The 20,333-nt window shown below is 39.2% G+C and carries 20 protein-coding genes and 1 pseudogene; 5 read left to right on the forward strand and 16 right to left on the reverse strand.

Translation table 11 applies throughout. The features are described from left to right. Window positions 1-33: 33 nt before the first annotated feature. From secA to IGI63_RS03165, 4 genes are all read right to left on the reverse strand, one after another. Window positions 34-2,571, reverse strand: coding sequence for a preprotein translocase subunit SecA (gene secA, locus IGI63_RS03150; RefSeq protein WP_002381826.1), 2,538 nt, complete (start codon window positions 2,569-2,571; stop codon window positions 34-36). Between the two features lie 255 nt (window positions 2,572-2,826). Then, window positions 2,827-3,378 carry a ribosome hibernation-promoting factor, HPF/YfiA family gene (hpf, locus tag IGI63_RS03155; RefSeq protein WP_002357293.1) on the reverse strand — a complete coding sequence of 184 codons (552 nt, stop codon included), beginning with the start codon at window positions 3,376-3,378 and terminating at the stop codon, window positions 2,827-2,829. Window positions 3,379-3,516: 138 nt separating this feature from the next. Further along, on the reverse strand, window positions 3,517-4,203 hold the full coding sequence (locus tag IGI63_RS03160; RefSeq protein WP_115240479.1) for a ComF family protein: 687 nt from the start codon (window positions 4,201-4,203) through the stop codon (window positions 3,517-3,519). Continuing rightward, on the reverse strand, window positions 4,193-5,509 hold the full coding sequence (locus IGI63_RS03165) for a DEAD/DEAH box helicase (RefSeq protein ID WP_113803277.1): 1,317 nt from the start codon (window positions 5,507-5,509) through the stop codon (window positions 4,193-4,195). Before IGI63_RS03165 ends, IGI63_RS03160 begins: the two co-directional genes overlap by 11 nt. A 271-nt stretch (window positions 5,510-5,780) precedes the next feature. Here IGI63_RS03165 and IGI63_RS03170 point away from each other — a divergent pair, with 271 nt between their 5' ends. Further along, the gene (locus IGI63_RS03170) at window positions 5,781-6,497 is read left to right on the forward strand and encodes an AAA family ATPase (protein WP_429975295.1); all 717 of its coding nucleotides are present in this window, start codon (window positions 5,781-5,783) and stop codon (window positions 6,495-6,497) included. Window positions 6,498-6,821: 324 nt separating this feature from the next. On the opposite strand, the gene IGI63_RS03175 is transcribed toward IGI63_RS03170, so the two are convergent. Both IGI63_RS03175 and IGI63_RS03180 read right to left on the reverse strand, forming a co-directional pair. Continuing rightward, window positions 6,822-7,157, reverse strand: a complete 336-nt coding sequence (locus tag IGI63_RS03175) for a PTS sugar transporter subunit IIB (protein WP_002360150.1) — start codon at window positions 7,155-7,157, stop codon at window positions 6,822-6,824. A 120-nt stretch (window positions 7,158-7,277) separates the two neighbouring features. Further along, the gene (locus tag IGI63_RS03180; protein ID WP_002357286.1) at window positions 7,278-7,565 is read right to left on the reverse strand and encodes a DUF7662 domain-containing protein; all 288 of its coding nucleotides are present in this window, start codon (window positions 7,563-7,565) and stop codon (window positions 7,278-7,280) included. Window positions 7,566-7,706: 141 nt separating this feature from the next. On the opposite strand from IGI63_RS03180, the gene IGI63_RS03185 reads away from it, so the two are divergent. The 4 genes from IGI63_RS03185 (at window position 7,707) to IGI63_RS03200 (ending at window position 10,107) form a co-directional block, all read left to right on the forward strand. Continuing rightward, entirely contained in the window at window positions 7,707-8,369 is a 663-nt protein-coding gene (locus IGI63_RS03185; protein ID WP_002357285.1) for a YigZ family protein, read from the forward strand. Next, window positions 8,359-8,592, forward strand: a complete 234-nt coding sequence (locus IGI63_RS03190) for a DUF2829 domain-containing protein (RefSeq protein WP_002357284.1) — start codon at window positions 8,359-8,361, stop codon at window positions 8,590-8,592. Before IGI63_RS03185 ends, IGI63_RS03190 begins: the two co-directional genes overlap by 11 nt. Window positions 8,593-8,654: 62 nt before the next feature. Further along, entirely contained in the window at window positions 8,655-9,440 is a 786-nt protein-coding gene (locus tag IGI63_RS03195; RefSeq protein WP_002410597.1) for a 3-oxoacyl-ACP reductase, read from the forward strand. Window positions 9,441-9,585: 145 nt separating this feature from the next. Beyond that, window positions 9,586-10,107, forward strand: a complete 522-nt coding sequence (locus IGI63_RS03200; protein ID WP_202563282.1) for a QueT transporter family protein — start codon at window positions 9,586-9,588, stop codon at window positions 10,105-10,107. A 39-nt stretch (window positions 10,108-10,146) separates the two neighbouring features. Here the strand turns inward: IGI63_RS03200 and IGI63_RS03205 are convergent. From IGI63_RS03205 to purS, 10 genes and pseudogenes are all read right to left on the reverse strand, one after another. After that, window positions 10,147-10,881 (reverse strand): annotated as a pseudogene (locus IGI63_RS03205) (TIM44-like domain-containing protein). Between the two features lie 20 nt (window positions 10,882-10,901). Beyond that, a complete protein-coding gene (locus IGI63_RS03210) occupies window positions 10,902-11,231 on the reverse strand; it encodes a DUF1648 domain-containing protein (RefSeq protein WP_429975297.1) in 330 nt (109 codons plus the stop codon). Between the two features lie 128 nt (window positions 11,232-11,359). Further along, entirely contained in the window at window positions 11,360-12,607 is a 1,248-nt protein-coding gene (gene purD / locus IGI63_RS03215) for a phosphoribosylamine--glycine ligase (protein ID WP_429975299.1), read from the reverse strand. Between the two features lie 18 nt (window positions 12,608-12,625). Continuing rightward, window positions 12,626-14,212, reverse strand: a complete 1,587-nt coding sequence (gene purH, locus IGI63_RS03220; protein WP_429975300.1) for a bifunctional phosphoribosylaminoimidazolecarboxamide formyltransferase/IMP cyclohydrolase — start codon at window positions 14,210-14,212, stop codon at window positions 12,626-12,628. Further along, complete coding sequence (purN, locus tag IGI63_RS03225; protein WP_002357276.1) at window positions 14,164-14,736, reverse strand: phosphoribosylglycinamide formyltransferase; 573 nt, start codon at window positions 14,734-14,736, stop codon at window positions 14,164-14,166. Before purN ends, purH begins: the two co-directional genes overlap by 49 nt. Next, window positions 14,733-15,764: a phosphoribosylformylglycinamidine cyclo-ligase gene (gene purM / locus IGI63_RS03230; RefSeq protein ID WP_429975301.1), complete on the reverse strand. Its 1,032-nt coding sequence runs from the start codon at window positions 15,762-15,764 to the stop codon at window positions 14,733-14,735. Before purM ends, purN begins: the two co-directional genes overlap by 4 nt. A gap of 1 nt (window position 15,765) precedes the next feature. Continuing rightward, window positions 15,766-17,205 (reverse strand): amidophosphoribosyltransferase, encoded by a 1,440-nt coding sequence (gene purF, locus IGI63_RS03235; protein WP_429975303.1) that lies wholly within the window; start codon window positions 17,203-17,205, stop codon window positions 15,766-15,768. Beyond that, on the reverse strand, window positions 17,181-19,400 hold the full coding sequence (gene purL, locus IGI63_RS03240; protein ID WP_429975304.1) for a phosphoribosylformylglycinamidine synthase subunit PurL: 2,220 nt from the start codon (window positions 19,398-19,400) through the stop codon (window positions 17,181-17,183). The genes purF and purL overlap by 25 nt, the downstream gene beginning before the upstream one ends. Continuing rightward, window positions 19,397-20,071, reverse strand: a complete 675-nt coding sequence (gene purQ, locus IGI63_RS03245; protein WP_002374675.1) for a phosphoribosylformylglycinamidine synthase subunit PurQ — start codon at window positions 20,069-20,071, stop codon at window positions 19,397-19,399. The genes purL and purQ overlap by 4 nt, the downstream gene beginning before the upstream one ends. Then, window positions 20,072-20,323, reverse strand: coding sequence for a phosphoribosylformylglycinamidine synthase subunit PurS (gene purS, locus IGI63_RS03250; RefSeq protein WP_002357271.1), 252 nt, complete (start codon window positions 20,321-20,323; stop codon window positions 20,072-20,074). Window positions 20,324-20,333: the final 10 nt, after the last annotated feature.

Consider the following 20,333-nt stretch of genomic DNA (forward strand, 5'->3'; position numbering starts at 1 on the left):
GACAAATTGCCCCACCCTGCGTTTTTTCTTTAATTAAGCGTTTCTTCCATGACAATTTTTGAATTTTTTGCCACTTCCGCATGGGCATAAATCATTACGGCCCACTTTTTTATCTACACGCACAGGTTGACGCTTCGCACTTGTGTTGCTTTGTGCAGCTGCATCTTGTTCTGTTTCTGGATGTTCCGCTTGTCCTTGAGCTACTTGCTCACGTTGGACATTTTGGCGAATTTCCGATTTCATGAATAAACGTGTTACTTCATATTCGATTGAACCCACCATATTGTTATACATAGAATAACCTTCTGTTTGATATTCTACTAATGGGTTGTTTTGACCGTACGCACGTAACCCGACAGATTGGCGTAATTGATCCATTGCATCAATGTGATCTGTCCATTTAGTATCGACAACACGCAAGATGACTACTTTTTCAAATTCTAGCAATTGTTCTTGGCCATTCAATTGTTGAGATTTTTCTTCAAATACTTCTTGCGCACGTGCCACTAAGTAGTCTTTGATTTCTTCAGCTGATTTATTTTCTAAATCTTTTTTAGAAATCGTATCTTCATGGACAAGTGTTGAGGCTGCAAAATCGACAATCCCATCTAAATTCCATTCTTCTTTTTCTAATTGTGTATGGCTATCCACCACTCGGCCAATCGTCCGTTTTACCATGCCCATCAATACATCAGACAAGTCATTTTCTTCCATAATTACTTCTTGTCGTTGCGCATAAATAACTTCACGTTGCTCGCGCATCACGTCATCGTATTGTAAGACATTTTTACGTGTGTCATAGTTATTTCCTTCCACACGTTTTTGAGCAGACTCTACTTGGCGAGTAAACATTTTACTTTGAATAACTGCATCTTCTTCTTGCACATTCATTCGTTCTAAGAATGTTTTAATTCGTTCTGAACCAAAGCGTTTCATTAAGTCATCTTCTAAAGATAAATAAAATTGTGAAACCCCTGGATCCCCTTGACGTCCTGCACGTCCACGCAACTGATTATCAATACGACGTGACTCATGACGTTCTGTCCCGATAACCGCTAGACCACCTAGTTCAAGTACACCTAAACCAAGTTTAATATCCGTTCCACGACCAGCCATATTTGTTGCAATTGTAACTGCGCCTTTTTGACCGGCGTTCATAATGATTTCGGCTTCTTTAAAGTGATTTTTCGCATTCAATACTTCATGAGGAATTTTAGCTGCGTTTAATTTATCAGAAAGTAATTCTGACGTTTCTACCGCAACAGTCCCCACCAACACTGGTTGTCCTTTGTGGTAACGTTCTTTAATATCTTCCACCACTGCATTAAATTTACTTTCTAAGGTTGGATAAAGTAAATCTGGACGATCGTCACGGATAATTGGACGATTGGTTGGAATTTGAATGACTTGAATATTGTAAATTTCACGGAATTCTTCTTCTTCTGTTTTAGCAGTACCAGTCATCCCGGCTAGTTTTTTGTACATCCGGAAGTAGTTTTGGAACGTAATCGTCGCCATTGTTTTTGTTTCATCTTCAATTTCGACGCCTTCTTTTGCTTCAATCGCTTGATGCAAGCCATCAGAATAACGACGACCATCCATGATACGACCAGTAAATTGGTCAACAATTAAGACTTTATTGTCTTGAACCACGTAATCAATGTCTAATAACATGATATAGTTTGCCCGTAACGCTTGATCTAAATGGTGCGTTAATGCTGTATTTTCAATATCGTAAAGGTTATCCAATCCAAAAGTTTGTTCAGCTTTTTCAATACCTGCTTCTGTTAAACCAATTGTTTTAGACTGAATATCAATTTTGTAATCTTCGTCTTCTTTTAAGCGTTTGACAAAATTATCGGCACGCGTATAGAGTGCTGTCGATTTTTCAGCTTGTCCAGAAATAATTAATGGGGTTCTTGCTTCATCAATTAAGATTGAATCCACTTCATCGACAATTGCATAGTTTAATGGACGTTGAACCATTTGGCTGCGATAAACAACCATGTTATCACGCAAATAGTCAAATCCTAATTCGTTATTTGTACTATAAGTGATATCACAGTTATACGCTTCACGTTTTTCATCAGAAGATTTAGAGTTAATGTTTAAGCCAACGCTTAAGCCTAAGAAATTATATAATTCTCCCATTTCGTTAGAGTCACGGGTTGCTAAGTATTCATTAACTGTAACAACGTGTACTCCTTCGCCAGATAGTGCATTCAAGTATACAGGCATTGTGGCAGTCAAGGTTTTCCCTTCACCTGTTCTCATTTCAGGAATGTTCCCGTCATGAAGCACAATCCCACCCATTAATTGGACACGGTATGGGAATAAACCTAGTACACGTTTAGCAGCTTCACGGACAACCGCAAACGCTTCTGGTAATAGTTCGTCTAAGGTTTCCCCTTTTTGATAACGGGCTTTAAATTCATCTGTTTTTTCACGTAATTGTTCATCGCTTAGTTGTTCCATTGCACTTGCATGTGCATCAATTTTATCGGCGATTTTTTCTAATCGTCTTAATTCTTTTTTATCGTTTTCAATCATTTTTTTCAAAAAATTTGCCATTGGTATCTGTGTTCCTTTCAATTACCTCTTTTTATTTTTGTATCCTTTTTGTACAAGAAGCACAATCTATCCGTTTTATTTTATCATTACTTGACGAGAAAGAAAACCATTTCTCTCTATTTTACAGACATTTTCCTTTAAAAGAGGAACTTTTAAAGTTATTTTATGTATTTCTTTATTTTTTCTTTACTCCGTGCTTTAAAGATGTTTAAAGAGCTGAAATGCACGAAGGCATTTCAGCTCTTATTTTAAGCTTTAGTCTGTTTCAATCAAGCCATATTTGCCATCTTTACGACGGTAAACAATGCTTGTTCCATTTGTTTCAGCATCTTCAAAAATAAAGAAGTTGTGTCCTAACATGTTCATTTGTAAAACAGCTTCTTCACTGTCCATCGGTTTTAATGATAGACGTTTTGTACGAACGATGTCTAATTCTGAAGGTGTTTCTTCTGTTTCTTCACCAACTAAGAAGACAGCGGCTTTTGTATTGTTACGTCCTGTTTCACGAGATTTTCTGTTGATTTTTGTTTTAAATTTACGAATTTGTCGTTCTAATTTATCGACAACCAAATCAATACTTGCGTATAAATCAGGTGACGTTTCTTCAGCTCGTAAAACTAGATAAGGAAGAGGAATAGTAACCTCGACTTTGGCTGTTTTTTCAGTGTACACTTTCAAATTCACGTGAACCGTTGCTTCAGGTGAATCGCTGAAATATCTTTCTAATTTACCGACTTTTTTCTCAACATAGTCTCGAATCGCTTCGGTTACCTCGATATTTTCTCCACGTACATTATATCTAAACATAACAATTACCCCTTTCATCTACCAGTAAAGAAAAGATTAAAGGACCACTCTTTAATTCCCTTCTTCTTAATTTCATTATATCGAATAATCTGGGTTTTGCCAACAAAATAGTCATCAAATTTATGAATTCTTTTCTTTTTACCGCGCGAGAGTAAACGTATTCAAACTTTTAGGATAACAGTCATTGATAACAGCAGCTGCGTGGAAAAGAGTTCGTCCAGTGGTATAGATGTCATCCACCAAAATAACAGAACAATTTTTTAATTTTTTTTGGTTTTCTTTTTGGATGTCAAATGGTTGTTGCAACTGCATCCTTTCCTTTCTAGTTTTCTTAGATTGCGGAACATTTTCCTCTTTTCTAATTAAAAAAGGGCTGTACGGAACATCAGCCGCTTCTAGTAAGCCAATTACTTGGTTGAAGCCTCGTTCTTGCATTCGTTTTTCGGATAAGGGCACCGGAATAATATAGTCCGCAGATTGTTGCTGAAAGTAAAAGTTGATTTCCTCGTTAAAACACATTCTTAAGCGATAGTCTCCTTGAAATTTATAGCGTTCCATCCACTCTTGCATTCCTTCATCATAATGAAACAACGCTGCATTATGAAAAGAATACTCTGGATAAAGCAGCTGCCACCTTTGACAATCAAAACAATAGCGCTCTTGGCTGACGCGACTACAGCCAAAACAAGTGCCTGTCATTGGCAGTTTCTGGAACTTTGCTTGGCAGTGCTGGCAAAGTGAAGGCCTCGCCCATTTTTTAAAACGTAAGAGCATTTTTAATGTTATCTCCAAACGAATGGGGCTTGCGCAATTTTTACAATCCATCTAACATCCCTCGTTTGTTAGCCAAGCGATTCATTTGCTTTATTTGCCGAATTGCCTCTTTCATGTCTCTTGTTTCCCCATCATGTAAAAATAAAACTTCGCCGTAATTGAATTCTTGTCTTCGATCGACTCGGCCCGCAATTTGGACAAGTGTTGAAGAAGTGAAGACTCGATGATTGGCACCATAAACAATAACTGAGACTGCATCAAAAGTCACACCACGTTCTAAAATGGTTGTAGTGATCAAAATATCCGTTTTCTGCTGACGCATTGCTTGAACTTTTTCCAGGCGAAGCTCATCACTACCATAAACGGCGACAACTTCTTTGTCGGAAAATCGCTCAGCTATTAATGCATGCAATTGGTGAATTAATGAAATGCTTGGGCAAAATAGTAAAACTGAATTACGCACCAATAAACGTTTCAAATGATGTGCAATGATTTTAATATTTTTGCTAGAAAGACGTTGCCACGACTGAACCCAAAATCGGCGTGGCACAGGTAATGGCCTACGATGATATCTTGCTGGCAAAATACTGGCTGCTAACTTCTTTTGCTGTAAAAGCTTCCGTAATTCTTTCGTAGGGGTTGCTGTTAAGTACACCAAACTACTTCTTTTTTTTCGTGCGTTACGCACTCCATAATAAAGATGCTCGTTATTAACAAAAGGAAAAGAGTCTACTTCATCAACGATAAGTAAATCAAACGCTTGATGGAATTTCAATAATTGATGGGTGGTGCAAATCACTAGTTTCGTATAACGATACGCTTCTTGACTGTTTCCATGAAGTAAAGCAATTGCTTCGTGAGGAAAAACCGCTTGGATTCTGGGAAACAGTTCTAAGCAAACATCGACACGCGGCGAAGCCAGCGCAATTCGTCCCCCTTCTTGTAAGGTTTGGTGCAAAACAGCAAATAACATTTCTGTTTTGCCTGCACCTGTAACTGCCCACACTAAGCGATTCTCCCTTATTTTTACCGTCTCACAAAGTTCAACTGAGATCGCTTGCTGTCCCTTTGTTAATTGTCCAGACCACTCAAAAAAGACAGTTCTTGGGCTATTGGGCCTTTCTGGTAAATGACAAAATTTTTGACAAGAAGTCACACGGCCTAATTGAATGCACGCATGACAGTAGTATACATTTGTCGCCAGTCTGTTTTCTTTTTTGGATACGACTTCCCCGCACCGCTGACATTGAATTGTTAGGGGGGAACGCTCTAACATTGTTGGTAAATAAACCAGTTTTGTCTGTATTGAACGTTCTGTTTCTTCAATAATTATTTTACGTCCATGCAAGTCTTCCATGTTAACCACCTCAATTATAAAATACGCATTTCTCTAGCTTTTTTGCGAAAAAGGAAATCTCCCACCGTTATCTTTCTATTCTTATCTAGTCGTTACCTACTAAACAAACTCTTGATACGCTTTATTGTTTACACGAATCTTCCACTTTCGACTTACCTATATGCAGATTTTTTATAACAAATTTATCTACCTTTAAAGAAAAATTAATGTTAAAGTATATCTAGTAATTCAAGCTTTAATTTGAAAAGACTAGAGAGGAGCAAGCTTTATCATGGAAAATATTTTTTTAAAAAGACTAGAACTCAAAGCTTTTGAAGAAGATTCTGTTTTTTCAAAAATTGAAGGGCTGAATAAATTTAATTCACTAAATTTTAAAAAACCTATTACTTTTTTTTCAGGTGAAAATGGAACTGGAAAATCCACTTTATTAGAAGCAATCGCAGTCAATTGGGGATTTAATCCTGAAGGCGGTAGTATTAATTTTAATTTCTCTACAAACGATACTCACTTGGATTTACATAATTATTTAACTGTTGGAAAAAGTGTAAAGCGTGCTACGGATGGCTTCTTTTTAAGAGCTGAAAGTTTCTACAATGTTGCTACATATGCAGAAAATATAGACTTAGATTTTTCTGAATATGGCGATAAATCCCTACATCATCAATCACACGGCGAAAGTTTTTTGAATCTGGTGAACCATCGGTTTAGAGGAAATGGTCTGTACCTGTTAGATGAACCTGAAGCGGCTCTCTCACCTCAACGCCAACTAGCCTTAATGATACCTATAAAAAAACTAATTGATGAGGGGTCTCAGTTTATTATTGTCTCTCATTCACCTATATTACTTGCAATGCCTGACTCACAAATTATTTCTTTTGATAAAGATAGTCCTTTAGAAATCACGTATGAAGAAAGTATGCCTTATGAAATAACCTCATTATTTTTAAACAACAAAAACAGAATTCTCTCTCATTTATTTGCTGAATAAGTCTGTTATTCGAATTGCTTATGCCATACTGTAATGACTTGTATATAATAATATTGTTAATCATTCTTTGAATTACTACTTTCAGACTACGGAAAAAGGCGTTCATTATTCAGAAAATAGATTGTTAAGTATGTTTTTTTAGTATCTAGATTAAAGTAAAAAATTAAAGACAGTTGTCTTTCTCTAGCTCACAGGACTAATTTCGGCTCTATAATTTATGGAACTGATAAACCAGAATGACTGCTTCAGCTCAATTCCAATTAACTAAAGTCATAAAAAAAGACAAGTTGCTTTTTCGAAGATTCTCGAAAAAACAACTTGTTTTTACTCTTTTTTATCTGCTTGTGCTAACAAACCCAAGGCTTGTTCCAACACTTTTTCCCCGTTCATTAAGCCGTAATCAGACATGCTAATGACATCTGTTGGGATACCTTTTGGTGATAGACGCTTTTCAAAATCACTCTTCATATAACGAACTTGTGGACCTAACAATAACACATCGACTGGATTATTTTCTAAATTTGTTTCTGCTTCCGATGCAGAAGCCGCAAATATATGGGCATCTAAGCCTTGATTAAATGCTGCTTTTTGCATTTTTGTAACAAGTAAACTAGTACTCATTCCTGCGGAGCAAACTAACATAATTGTTTTTTTTGACATTTTAACAGCCCCTTTTACCTTTGCCTTTTTCAATTTTCAACATTATCTATTAAAAATATTATAGTGTAAAGTTAATTTTTGTCAATCATTCTTGTTTTTTAAAGCGGATACAATCCTAGTTTAAACGTACCATGCTGACTTCAGCAATTTATTAAATACCACATATTCTTTTTCCAAATTCACTTGAACTACTTGGTAACTCGCATTCAACCAACCATAAGCGCCCTTTTCTGGATGCTTATAATCGTTCGCCCACCAATCGACATCTGTCTTAGCAGTTTTTGGTAAACCAGAATGAGGGAATAACAATTCATCAAACTGAGTAAAGGTCAAAGTAACTTGGGAACCGCCATTCGTTTTCAAATAATGAGTAATTGTATCATATTTTTTCTGTCGTGTATGTACCATTTTCCAGCGCCTCCCTTTTCTCTATCATACCTTATTATAACGTTTTTTTCCAAAAATCTCACAAAAAAGATGAGAGAAAAAGTTGCTATTCAGTTGATTCTTTTTTATACTGACTTTATTACGAGAGAAAAGGATGCCCATATGTTAGAAAGCTATATTACAGTCAAACAAGATGGTTTCAGCGAGATTGAAATCAAGAAATCGCGGTTTATCTGTTCTGTAAAGCGCGTAACATCAGAAGAAGAAGCAAAAGCCTTTATCGCCGCAATAAAAAAAGAACATTGGAAAGCCAATCATAATTGTAGTGCTTTTGTGATCGGCGAAAAAAATGACATTCAGCGGAGCAGCGATGACGGCGAACCTAGTGGCACTGCTGGTGTTCCAATGCTAGAAGTCTTAAAGAAAAAAGAGTTAATCAACGTAGTCGCTGTTGTCACTCGTTATTTTGGCGGAATAAAATTAGGCACTGGTGGTTTAATCCGAGCATATAGTCATGCTCTTTCCCACACTTTAGATGAAATTGGTTTAGTCATTGGCAAATTGCAACAAGAGCTATTGATTACGATCGCCTATCCTTTATTAGGAAAAGCCCAAGCCTTTTTGGAACATAGTCCCTACACGCTTAAAGAAACTATTTACACAGAGTCTATTCAGTTAATTTGTTTAGTAGATGAACAAGCAACAGAAACATTTATAGCTGAAATGACGGATCTACTTAACGGTCAGTTGACAATTGAAAAAGGCGCAACGAGCTATCACGAACTACCATTTAACGAAAAAGGAGCACAAGCAAATGACATTTGAAGAAGTATTGCCACAGATTAAAGCAGGAAAAAAAGCCGTACGTAAAGGCTGGAGCGGTTTTGAACTTTTTATTGAATTACGTGATGAAATTGGCACCTCCGAAGGTGAATTTTTACAAGTTACCCCGTATTTTTTAATCAAAACTTCTGATGAGGGCTACAGCATGTTTTCACCAACACCTTGTGATGTCTTAGCAGAAGATTGGGTGATTGTTGAAGCATAATTACACATATAAGGTCTGGCAGATTACGGCGATTGCTCGTTCTTCCAGACCTTAATTTTTAAATGTTTAAAGGAGTTTTTCTTATGCCAAAAGAATTTGAAACAAAACGGGTGCTTGTAACCGGTGCAGCTTCAGGGATTGGCCAAGCACAAGCAATTGCCTTTGCTGAGCAAGGTGCTGAAGTTATTGGCATCGACCTAGACGAAACGGGGTTAAAGCAGACAGCCGCACTGGTTAACCCAGATTCTGCTAAGCCATTTACTTATTTTGTCGGTGATGTGTCTTCTCCCGCATTTGTGCAAGCCACGATGAAACAAATTTTGAAAGACAACGGCCAAATTGATATTTTATTAAATACGGCAGGTATTTTAGATGATTATCGTCCTTCTCTAGAAACTTCGGAAGCTTTATGGGATCAAATTTTAGCAACCAATTTAAAAAGTGTCTTTTTAGTGACCAATGCTCTATTACCTTATTTCCTCCAACAAAAAAAAGGAGTAATCGTTAATATGGCATCTATCGCTGGCTTAGTAGCTGGGGGAGGCGGCGCAGCATACACTGCCTCCAAACACGCAATCATCGGGTATACAAAACAACTTTCCTACGATTATGCCAAATTAGGCATTCGAGCAAATGCGATTGCGCCAGGTGCCATCCAAACACCCATGAACGCAGCTGATTTTGCAGGAGAAGGTGAAATGGCTACTTGGGTAGCACGTGAAACACCCGCGGGCCGTTGGGCACAGCCACAAGAGGTAGCAAAACTTTCATTATTTCTAGCTAGTGATGACGCTGATTATATCCATGGCACAGTTATGACCATTGATGGTGGTTGGACCATGAAATAAAAAGACTTTACAGAGTGTCTGTTCTTCAGTAACATGTAACACAGTGAGGCAACTCACACCATAACACTTCAGTTGGCTTTACTGCCCTTCCTTTGGTTATGGTTATCACTAAAACACGTCGTTGTTTTATAAAGGAGAATCTTAAATGAATCATTCATCAAATCCACAAACCAGTACGTGGTCAGCTACGGCTTTGGCTAAAATGGCGCTGGTTACCGCTTTGTATGTCGTTGTCACTTTACTTCTCGCTCCGCTTAGTTTTGGTCCGATACAGCTTCGTCTTGCCGAATTATTTAATTATTTAGGCGTTTTTAACAAGCGATATATCTGGTCCATTACGTTAGGGGTTGCGATTGCCAACACCGCTTCACCTCTTGGTATCATCGATATAGTTATCGGTAGCGCTGGAACGTGCGCAGTCTTATGGATTGCCTATTTTGCGACAAAAAATCAGCAAAATTTATTGATTAAACTAATGCTAACGGCCATTCTTTTTGCTTTGTCCATGTTCACTGTCGCCGGACCCTTAACGTTCTTTTATCAGTTACCTTTTTGGTACACATGGTTGACCGTTGGACTTGGTGAACTTCTTTCAATGACCGTCGGCGGTATTCTGATTTACGTATTAAATAAAAAAATACAGCTTGTAAAACGCATCGAAGAATAAAAAAGCGCTTGGGGTTTAAACCCCAAGCGCTTTTTAGCACTATCCTTTAGGTTGAATGAAGTCTGCTTGCCATTTTCCAAGAGATGGATTGTAATCAAAATACCAAAGTTGTGAAAAATATTGTTTTTGATGCTTGTATCCCGATAAAACACGACCGCTTTGAATATCTTCCTAGTAGTCAATACAAGAAAAATGAAGCATCAGTGAAAAACTGGTTTCACTAATAGGATGATAATTCGAAGCTGGCGCTACTTTCACTTTTTTTACATGATTTCTGATGCCCGCTTGTTGATTTGCTTGTAATACTGCAAGATGTTTTTGATAAAGTTTTTCTGTATAGTTATCTTTGACTACAGACAAGTTTTCTTGATCCCACGCTTGTTGTATTTCTAAAAACGTTTGTTGTATTTCTTTTAAGAGTGCCTTTTTTTCTTTTGATGTTCCAGGTAATGCTGCCCACATTTCTTGAAAAGCGCCTTCATCGACTGGTTGATTTCTACGGCGTCTTTGCCAAATCATCGCGCCCCCAAAAAGAACAAAAAACACTGTTGAAATTAAGCCTTCCAGTGGCGTTGTGTTGCTGGTCCCGGTCTCGTTATGATGAACATAACTTCTTGATCCATCACCGCTTGGCGAAAAACCATTCGAGGGATTACCTCCGCTAGGACTTTCTACACGTCCATCGCCATAGCCACCAGCTACAGCCGCCGCTTGATTAGGCCATAAACAAAAGGCCATGGCACAACCCACAAAAACCAAAATTAGCTTTCTCATTTTCTCACCTTTCGCCCCCTTCAAACCAACAAATGAATAAATAGACGCAGAATACTAAACAAAGCGCCAAGATTAACAATGATTAATAATACCTTCAGCCATCTGCCATATGGTTGTACTGATTGATAACTTAGTTGATAAATACTCAAGCCAAACAGGACCGCTGGCCACATAAATATACTAGATCTTGGGCCAAATGAATTACCCTCGCACCAAAAATTCACATGAATGGGCACACGAGCTGGTAAATCAGGATAGACCACCGCACTTAATAATAGTAAACTGACTGCTAAAATACTTGTAACAATAAATAACCGCTGACTAACTTTTTCAATCTGCTTCTCTCTCATTATTTTAGCTTTCTCCTCTAGTTTAATGATGGATATACTTTCAGTTTATGCCTCCCTATCTGAATTTGCAATAAAAAAAAGACAAGGAAACATTTGATTAAATGTCCTTGCCTCTGTTTTTGAAAATCCTAAATCAAGCCTTTCACGCCTATATCTTTTCGATAGTACATTCCAGGAAATGAGTAATTATCCAATGTTTGATAAACTTTTTTGCAGGCTTCTTCAAGAGTCGAAGCAGTTGCTTCTGCTAAAAAGATTCGTCCGCCAGCCGAAACCAGAGCCTGTTTTGAACGAGTTACCCCTGCATAATAGATGGTTTCACCAGACATTTCGGGCAATGGTAGATTTGTCTTGTATTGATTAGGATAGCCTTCTGCTGCTACAACAACACCAACACTCGCTAACTCATTCCATGCAATCGTTGGTTGCTCTTTCACCAGCAATGAAGAAATTATTTCTGAAAGGGGACTCTCTAAACGTGCCAACACAACTTGTGTTTCTGGATCCCCAAATCGAGCATTAAATTCAATAACCTTGGGGCCAGTTGCTGTTTGGATTAAACCAGCATATAAAATCCCTTGAAACGGACGTTTTTCAGCCACCATTCCTTTAGCAGTCGGTTTCAGGACTTGGCTAATGGCTTTCTGAACCGCTTCTTCTGGGATCTGAGGCACTGGTGTGTAAGCACCCATCCCCCCTGTATTCGGACCAGCATCCCCATCGAAAATCCGCTTATGATCTTGAGCAATCACCATCGGATATACCTTCTCATTAGAAACAAAAGCCATTAAGGAAAATTCTTCTCCTTGCAAAAATTCTTCGATTACAACCGTTTGACCGCTTACTCCAAATTGTTGGTCCTCCATCATCGCAACTAGCGCCCGTTTTGCGGCTTCTTTTGTTTCGGCAACTACTACTCCTTTTCCAGCTGCCAAACCATCCGCCTTAATAACAATTGGTACTCCTTGCTGTTCAATATATTCTAAGGCAGGTGCCAAACGTCGAAAGACCCGATATTCTGCCGTTGGAATCTGGTATTTTTGCATAAAATCTTTCGCAAAACTTTTTGAACCTTCAATTATTGCAGCTGCTTTTGTCGGGCCAAAAATCAGTAATCCCGCTGCTTGAAAGGCATCTACAATTCCTTCAATTAATGGCGTTTCCGGTCCGATGAATGTCCAATCAATCTGATTATCCTTCACAAATTGAATTAGTTCCGTTTGCTGCTCTTCACCGATAGGTACAGTCCGAATATTATCACCACTCATACCAGGATTACCTGGTGCACAATAAACAGTCTTGACTTTGTCTTCTTGCTGTAATTTTTTGGCGATTGCATGTTCACGACCACCACGCCCAATCACTAATATATTCATCGGTTTCTCCTTTAAAAATTAATGTTTGAAATGACGAGTCCCAGTAAAAATCATCGCAATACCATAATGATTCGCTAGATCGATTGATGCTTGGTCTTTAATGCTCCCGCCTGGTTGAATAATTGCTTGAATGCCATGTTGTGCAGCATATTCCACGCTATCTGCCATAGGGAAAAAGGCATCACTTGCTAAGACGGCCCCTTGTAATTTTCCAGCTGCTTGGGCTTGATCAACTGCAATTTTTACTGAACCAATTCGATTCATTTGACCAGCGCCAATCCCCACCGTTTGGCTTTCATTGGCTAAAACAATAGCGTTTGATTTTACATGCTTGACTGCTTTCCAAGCAAAGTTCAAGGCGTCTCTTTCAGCTGGTGTGGGTTGGCGCTCTGTAACAACTTGCCATGCTTGGTCATTTTCAACAACTGTATCTTGTTCTTGAATTAATAACCCACCCATAACAGAAACTAATTCCACCGCTTTTTTTTCTTGAGCATGAAAATCTAACGTTAACAAACGAAGATTCTTTTTCTGAGATAACAGTACCAGAGCTTCTTCCTCAAAACTAGTCGCAATAATTATCTCTAAAAAGATTTGATGCATTTCAGCCGCAGTCGCTTGGTCCACTGGACGATTCAAAACAACAATGCCACCAAAAATTGAAACTGGATCTGCTTCAAATGCCTGACGATAGGCTGCCAAAATCGTTTTTCCTGTTCCAATTCCACATGGGTTCATATGTTTAACAGCGACGACCGTTGGTTCTGTAAACTCGCTAGCAATCCGGAGTGCTGCATCAGCATCTCGAATATTGTTATATGAAAGTTCTTTGCCATGAAGTTGTCGAGCGGAAGCAATGGATAATGATACAGGTACAACGGATTGATAAAAGGTGGCCTGTTGATGGCTATTTTCACCATAGCGCAATGTTTGCTTACGTTCATAAGTAAGCGTTTGTTTCTCTGGCTCAGTTTCACCCACTTGCGTCGTTAAATAGTCAGCGATAAGCGCGTCATAAGCAGCGGTATGACGAAAGACTTTTGCTGCTAATCTTTTTCTGGTGGCTAACTGGCTAGTTCCAGTGCTGCTAATTTCACTTAATACCTGTTCATAATCACTAGGATCAACCACTGCTGTTACGTCTTGATAATTTTTTGCCGCTGAACGTAACATGCTAGGACCGCCAATATCAATCATTTCAATTGCTTCTGCTTCAGAGATTGCTGGTTTTAAAATTGTTTCTTTAAATGGATAAAGATTAACTACTACAAGGTCAATAAAGTGAATGCCTTGTTCAGTCAGTGCTTTTTGATGCGTTTGGTTTCCCCTTTTTGCCAAAAGTCCGCCATGGATATTCGGATGTAACGTTTTGACACGGCCATCTAACATTTCTGGAAAGCCAGTGATGTCGTCAATAGCAAGTGTCGGTACCCCCGCTTCTTCTAAGACACTCCTTGTACCCCCAGTGGAGATAATTTCAAAACCATTTGCAACTAAGCCTGCTGCAAATGTTGTCACTCCTGTTTTGTCTGAAACGCTAATCAATGCTCTTTTGGTCATTTCATTGTCTCCTTTACAATTTGTGAAATTATTTTTGGGTACCATTCGTGCTCAAGAGCATGAATTTTCTCTGCTAATGTGTCCAATGTATCTTCAGTATCAATCTTGGTGGTTGTTTGGAAAATAATCGGTCCTGTATCAACCCCAGAGTCAACATAATGGATAGTGATTCCTGTTATTTTCACTCCATAATGAAATGCCTCTTCAATTCCGTGAAGACCTGGAAAACTAGGTAACAGAGAAGGATGAATATTGACGATTCTCTTTGGATAAGCCTCCAGTAAAGTCTTGCCGATAATTCTCAAATAACCAGCTAACACGATTAAATCGATCTGATGCTCTTTTAAATGTTTCAATACTTGTTCTTCATACTGCCCACGAGATGGAAAATCAGATGGCGAAAAGCAAACAACGGGAATCTTGCGTTTTTTGGCACGGGTCAATACATAGGCTTCAGGCTGGTCACAAAAGACTAAGCTCAACTGCCCTGCGATTTTTTTCTGGGAAAAAGCTGCAGCAATCGCCTCAAAATTGCTACCATTGCCAGATGCAAAAACAGCTATCTTCATAAGGCTTCCTTAAAAATAACGGCTTTCGTTTTCCTAGGTACCAAACGACCAATTTCAAAAGCTTCTGGCAAAAGCTCCTTAACTTTTTCAACATGCTCTGGACTCACCGCTAAAATCATCCCTAAGCCCATATTGAAAATTTCATACATTTCTTCAGATGGAATTTCACCGTATTTTTGAATCAATTTAAAAATTGGTAGCACTGGCCAACTATTTAATTGAATCTCTGCAGCTAGTGAGGAAGAAAACATTCTTGGTAGATTTTCTAAAAACCCGCCGCCAGTAATATGCGCAGCCCCATGCACGAGTCCTGCTTTTAACAATGGCAATAATTCCTTCACATAAATTTTTGTTGGTGTTAATAATTCTTCCCCTAACGTTTTGGGTGCCAATTCTGGAAGCTTGTCCGTTGTTTTAAACGAATGTTTCTTAAAAAAAATATTTCTTACTAAAGAGTAACCATTAGAATGAAGACCACTTGAAGGAAGACCAATCAAGAAATCGCCTTCTTTTACGTTACTTGGTGTCAAGAGTTGACTTTTCTCAGCAATACCCACGGCAAAACCAGCCACGTCATAAGCATCTGCTTCATACATATCAGGCATTTCAGCTGTTTCGCCCCCAATTAAGGCTGCATTCGCCTCACAACAGCCAGCCGCAACACCCGCAACAATTGCTTCAACTTTAGCTGGATTAACGGTCCCTAACGCTAAATAATCTAAAAAATATAACGGTTCGGCGCCTTGTGCGACGACATCATTGACACACATTGCTACACAATCAATTCCGATTGTCTCGTGTTTCTGTTCTTCAATTGCCAAGAGTAACTTTGTGCCTACGCCATCCGTTCCTGATACCAAAACTGGTTCTTTAAGCTTGTAACTACTTAAATCAAAACAACCACCAAAACCACCAAGCATGCCCAACGTCCCCGTCCGTTGTGTTTTTTGGCTATGCTTTTGAATTCGTTCTACTACTTCGTATCCCGCCTCAACATTTACACCAGCTTTTGAATAGGCATTTTCCATGTCAATTCCTCCTAGTTTCTTTTTTCAAGGATGCTTGATATTGTTCTTCATAATCATACAAAGGCGTTGGATAGTCTCCATTAAAGTAAGCCATACACAGCCCAGAATAAGGAGCATCATAATTTAATTGAATCCCATCAATCAGGCCTGCTTCACTCAAAAAAGCCAGCGAATCTGCGCCAATCTGCTCTTTGATCTCTTCAATTGAATAGTTTGCCGCAATTAGTTCGTCCCGCGTCTGTATATCAATGCCATAAAAACACGGATATTTTAATGGTGGTGAAGCAATTCTGACATGAACTTCTTGCGCTTCTGCTTCTTTTAATAAATGAATAATGCGCCGAATAGTGGTCCCGCGAACAATCGAATCATCTACTAAAATGACTTTTTTTCCTTTGACCACGCCACGAACTGCCGATAGTTTCATACGGACACCTTGTTCTCTTAATTCTTGTGTCGGCTGGATGAATGTTCGAGCGACATATTGATTTTTTACTAAACCTAGTTCGTAAGGTATCTGTGCTTCTTCTGCATAGCCGCTAGCTGCAGACAATGACGAGTTCGGTACCCCAACTACCATATCAGCTGCGACTGGACTTTCGATCGCCAAGTTCTTTCCCATTCTTTTACGAGCTGTATGCACATTAACTCCAGCAATATTTGAATCTGGTCGTGCAAAATAAATATATTCCATTGCGCAAATCGCCGGTTGGACTTCCGTAGTGAAAACCTCTATTTTCAAGCCTTCATCAGAAATGATGACTACTTCACCAGGCGCCACATCTTGAATAAAGCGAGCCCCAACTGTTTCTAATGCACACGTTTCGGATGCCACAACGTACGCCCCATTGTTCATTTGTCCGATGGAGAGAGGGCGAAAGCCGTTGGGATCGAGTGCAGCAATCATCATCGTTTCTGTTAATAAAAGATAAGCAAAGCCCCCCTTAACCAAATTCAAGCTCTCTTTTAGTTTATCGAGAAACGAGGCAGCAGTGCTTTTTCGAATCAAGTGCATTAAAATTTCAGTGTCTGAATTGGAATGAAAAATAGCGCCTTCTCTTTCTAGTTGTTTTCGTAAACGCTTGGCATTTGTCAAATTGCCATTGTGTGCTAACCCAATTTGACTATCATAAAATTTAAATAAAAATGGCTGAATATTATCCACGCTACCCGTACCAGCGGTTGCATAGCGTACATGACCAATAGCCGCCGTTCCTTCTAACGCATTCAGTTGTTCTTGCTTTTGGAATACTTCTGCTAATAAACCTAAATCACGGTGGCCATCTAATTTCCCAGAATTGTTCGCCACAATTCCCGCGCCTTCTTGGCCTCGATGCTGTAAGCTGTGTAAGCCAAAATAGGTCACTTGTGCCGCATCAGGATGACCCCAAATACCAAAAATACCACACTCTTCATTTAAGCTTTTTGCTTCATAAGACATGGAATCGCATCCTCCCATAAGGCTTTGGCTTCTTTTGTTGAACAATTGATCACATCATCTAACGCATGAATGATCAAACCAGTTTCAGTCACTTTCCCAATATGTTGAGCTTTTCTTCCGATAAGTGTTTCAAATGCTTCTTGATGCTGGGGACTAACTGAAAGAATAAAACGGGATTGCGTCTCCGCAAATAGATATTCTTTTGTTAATGGCAGTGTCACCTGTAACCCCAGTTCGTTAGCAAAAGCCGACTCGGCTAAAGCAACGGCAACGCCGCCTTCAGCGCAATCATGCGCGCTAGCAACTAGGCCTGCTTGAATTGCTTTTAAAACTAATTCTTGGTTTGCTTTTTCCTCTTTTAAATCAAATGAGCGTAATTGCCCTTCAATTCGACCCAGTTGCATTTTTTGAATTTCTGAGCCGTTAAAATCTGCGTGGGTTTCACCGATGAGATAAATTAAGTCATCAACTTGTTTAAACGCTTGTGTGGTAATTTGTGAAACATCTTCAATCACTCCCACCATGCCGATCATTGGCGTTGGATAAATGGCTTGACCATCTGTTTCATTGTAAAGAGAGACGTTCCCTGAAATCACGGGTGTTCCTAGCTGACGGCAAGCTGCGGCGATTCCATCCGCCGACGTCCATAATTCCCAAAAACTTTCTGGTTTATCAGGGGAACCATAATTCAAGCAATCAGTGATAGCCAAAGGTTGTGCTCCACTTGCTACAATATTACGGGCTGCTTCTGCAACCGCAATTTGCCCACCAATTTCAGGATTTAAATACAAATAACGGCTATTACAATCTGTCGTCATCGCTAAGGCTTTATTGGTGCCCCGCACTCTTAAAACAGCTGCATCACTTCCTGGTTGCACCACTGTATTCGTTTGTACTTGACTATCATAGGTTTCGTAAACTGATTTTTTTGATGCAATCGTTGGCTGTTGCAATAGGCGTTTTAATAATTCCGTGCTATTCGTAATTTCTGGAATGAAGGGCGCTAATTTTTTAAAAGCACGCATCCGCTCTGGTTCTTGATAGGCTTTCTGGTAGACAGGGGCTTCTTCTGCCAAAGCATCTACTGGTACATCTGCGACTATTTTGCCACTGTGAAAGACACGATACTGTCCATCATCTGTTACGGAGCCAATCGCTACCGCTTCTAAGTCATACGTTTGAAACAATTCACAAACTTGCTGTTCTGCTCCTTTTTCCACACAGATTAACATCCGTTCTTGGGACTCAGACAAGAGCATTTCATAGGGGCTCATCTGCGTCTCTCTCTGTGGAACTTTATCTAGCTCTAGAATCAAGCCTGAACCTGCTTTTGATGCCATTTCAGCGCTTGAAGAAACCAAGCCAGCCGCCCCCATATCTTGGATGCCGATTAAAATATCTTGATGATTTTTGATTAAATCAAGACAAGCTTCCAATAATAATTTTTCCATAAACGGATCACCTACTTGTACCGCAGATCGTTGCTGTTCTTCACCTTCACTAAATTCTTCTGAAGCAAAGGTCGCACCATGAATTCCATCTCGTCCTGTTTTCGCACCTACGTAAAGAATGCTATTTCCGACGCCTTTTGCTTGGCCTTTTTGAATTTCATCATGACGAATCAATCCCACACACATAGCATTAACAAGTGGGTTTCCTTGATAACATGGCTCAAAAGCAATTTCGCCGCCAACGGTTGGAATACCAATACAATTTCCATAACCGCTAATCCCCGCCACAACTTCTTGAAACAAATAACGTGTTCGTGCATCCGTCAGTTCGCCAAATCTTAGCGAATCCAGTAAAGCAATCGGCCGCGCCCCCATACTGAAAATATCGCGAATAATTCCACCAACGCCTGTAGCTGCTCCTTCGTAAGGTTCTACTGCAGAAGGATGATTATGGCTCTCTGCTTTAAAAACAACAGCTAATCCGTCACCAATATCGACAATCCCAGCTCCTTCACCAGGGCCTTGAAGCACTTGTGGCCCTTCCGTCGGAAACTTTTTTAAAACGGGCTTGGAATTTTTGTAAGAGCAATGTTCACTCCACATCACGGAGAATAAGCCAGTTTCTGTATAATTAGGTTCTCTTTGTAAAATGGTCTCAATCTGATGATATTCTTCATCTGTTAGTCCCCATTCTGCATACAACCGTGTCTCCTTGATTTCTTTTGGTGTTGGTTCATTCATCATTGGCTTAATTCCTTTCCAAAGTTTTTAATGATTGAAGCAAAAAAGCTGCGTCCATCTGTTGAACCTAACAATTCTTCCATCGCTCGTTCCGGATGAGGCATCATTCCTAGAACATTGCCCTGTTCATTACAAATACCAGCAATATTCGCAAGACTACCGTTCACCTTTTCTTGATACGTAAAAACAATTTGGTTCTTTTCTTTCAGCTCTTTCAACGTTTTTTCATCACAATAGTAATTCCCTTCGCCATGTGCTACTGGTAAATGTATCAAAATATTTTCAGGATACTCGCTTGTAAACTTTGTGTGCGTATTCACTTTCAATGGGACACTTTTACAAATAAAACGAAGCGAATCATTTCTTAACAACGTACCAGGAAGCAAGCCAATTTCTGTTAAAATTTGAAAGCCATTACAAGTACCAAAAACCATTTTGCCTTCTGTAGCAAAGCGAATCACCTCATTGATAATTGGCGAAAACCGAGCAATTGCACCACAACGTAAGTAATCGCCATAAGAAAAACCACCAGGCAACAATACGCCATCAAATTTTGCTAAAGAAGTGGCATCGTGTCGGACAAATTCTGCATCGACGCCCATCACCTCTTTGACAGCCCACAATAAGTCTGCATCACAATTGGATCCTGGAAAAACAATCACTGCCAATTTCATTTAAATTTCCTCCAAAGATAAAATTTCAAAACGATAGGATTCCATATTTACATTGGCTAATAGTTGATCACAAATTTGTTCAATTTTCTCTTCAATTGCTTCTGTCTGCTGGACGTGCATTTCAAAATACTTACCGACACGGATTTCGGCTACTTCTGTAAAACCAAGCCGGTGGACTGCTTCCTTAACCGCTTCACCTTGGGGATCCAAAATTGATTCTTTATACGTAACATAGACTTTGACAAAATACATACGCGCTTCC

Source organism: Enterococcus sp. DIV0086, assembly GCF_050498705.1.
In the GTDB taxonomy this organism is placed as follows: domain Bacteria; phylum Bacillota; class Bacilli; order Lactobacillales; family Enterococcaceae; genus Enterococcus; species Enterococcus faecalis.

Bases quoted from the DNA above. Each gene is read 5' to 3' on its own strand.
- secA (WP_002381826.1), bottom strand. From the start codon at position 2,571: ATGGCAAATTTTTTGAAAAAAATGATTGAAAACGATAAAAAAGAATTA.
- hpf (WP_002357293.1), bottom strand. From the start codon at position 3,378: ATGTTTAGATATAATGTACGTGGAGAAAATATCGAGGTAACCGAAGCG.
- IGI63_RS03160 (WP_115240479.1), bottom strand. From the start codon at position 4,203: ATGGATTGTAAAAATTGCGCAAGCCCCATTCGTTTGGAGATAACATTA.
- IGI63_RS03165 (WP_113803277.1), bottom strand. From the start codon at position 5,509: ATGGAAGACTTGCATGGACGTAAAATAATTATTGAAGAAACAGAACGT.
- IGI63_RS03170 (WP_429975295.1), top strand. From the start codon at position 5,781: ATGGAAAATATTTTTTTAAAAAGACTAGAACTCAAAGCTTTTGAAGAA.
- IGI63_RS03175 (WP_002360150.1), bottom strand. From the start codon at position 7,157: ATGTCAAAAAAAACAATTATGTTAGTTTGCTCCGCAGGAATGAGTACT.
- IGI63_RS03180 (WP_002357286.1), bottom strand. From the start codon at position 7,565: ATGGTACATACACGACAGAAAAAATATGATACAATTACTCATTATTTG.
- IGI63_RS03185 (WP_002357285.1), top strand. From the start codon at position 7,707: ATGTTAGAAAGCTATATTACAGTCAAACAAGATGGTTTCAGCGAGATT.
- IGI63_RS03190 (WP_002357284.1), top strand. From the start codon at position 8,359: ATGACATTTGAAGAAGTATTGCCACAGATTAAAGCAGGAAAAAAAGCC.
- IGI63_RS03195 (WP_002410597.1), top strand. From the start codon at position 8,655: ATGTTTAAAGGAGTTTTTCTTATGCCAAAAGAATTTGAAACAAAACGG.
- IGI63_RS03200 (WP_202563282.1), top strand. From the start codon at position 9,586: ATGAATCATTCATCAAATCCACAAACCAGTACGTGGTCAGCTACGGCT.
- IGI63_RS03210 (WP_429975297.1), bottom strand. From the start codon at position 11,231: ATGAGAGAGAAGCAGATTGAAAAAGTTAGTCAGCGGTTATTTATTGTT.
- purD (WP_429975299.1), bottom strand. From the start codon at position 12,607: ATGAATATATTAGTGATTGGGCGTGGTGGTCGTGAACATGCAATCGCC.
- purH (WP_429975300.1), bottom strand. From the start codon at position 14,212: ATGGTACCCAAAAATAATTTCACAAATTGTAAAGGAGACAATGAAATG.
- purN (WP_002357276.1), bottom strand. From the start codon at position 14,736: ATGAAGATAGCTGTTTTTGCATCTGGCAATGGTAGCAATTTTGAGGCG.
- purM (WP_429975301.1), bottom strand. From the start codon at position 15,764: ATGGAAAATGCCTATTCAAAAGCTGGTGTAAATGTTGAGGCGGGATAC.
- purF (WP_429975303.1), bottom strand. From the start codon at position 17,205: ATGTCTTATGAAGCAAAAAGCTTAAATGAAGAGTGTGGTATTTTTGGT.
- purL (WP_429975304.1), bottom strand. From the start codon at position 19,400: ATGATGAATGAACCAACACCAAAAGAAATCAAGGAGACACGGTTGTAT.
- purQ (WP_002374675.1), bottom strand. From the start codon at position 20,071: ATGAAATTGGCAGTGATTGTTTTTCCAGGATCCAATTGTGATGCAGAC.
- purS (WP_002357271.1), bottom strand. From the start codon at position 20,323: ATGTATTTTGTCAAAGTCTATGTTACGTATAAAGAATCAATTTTGGAT.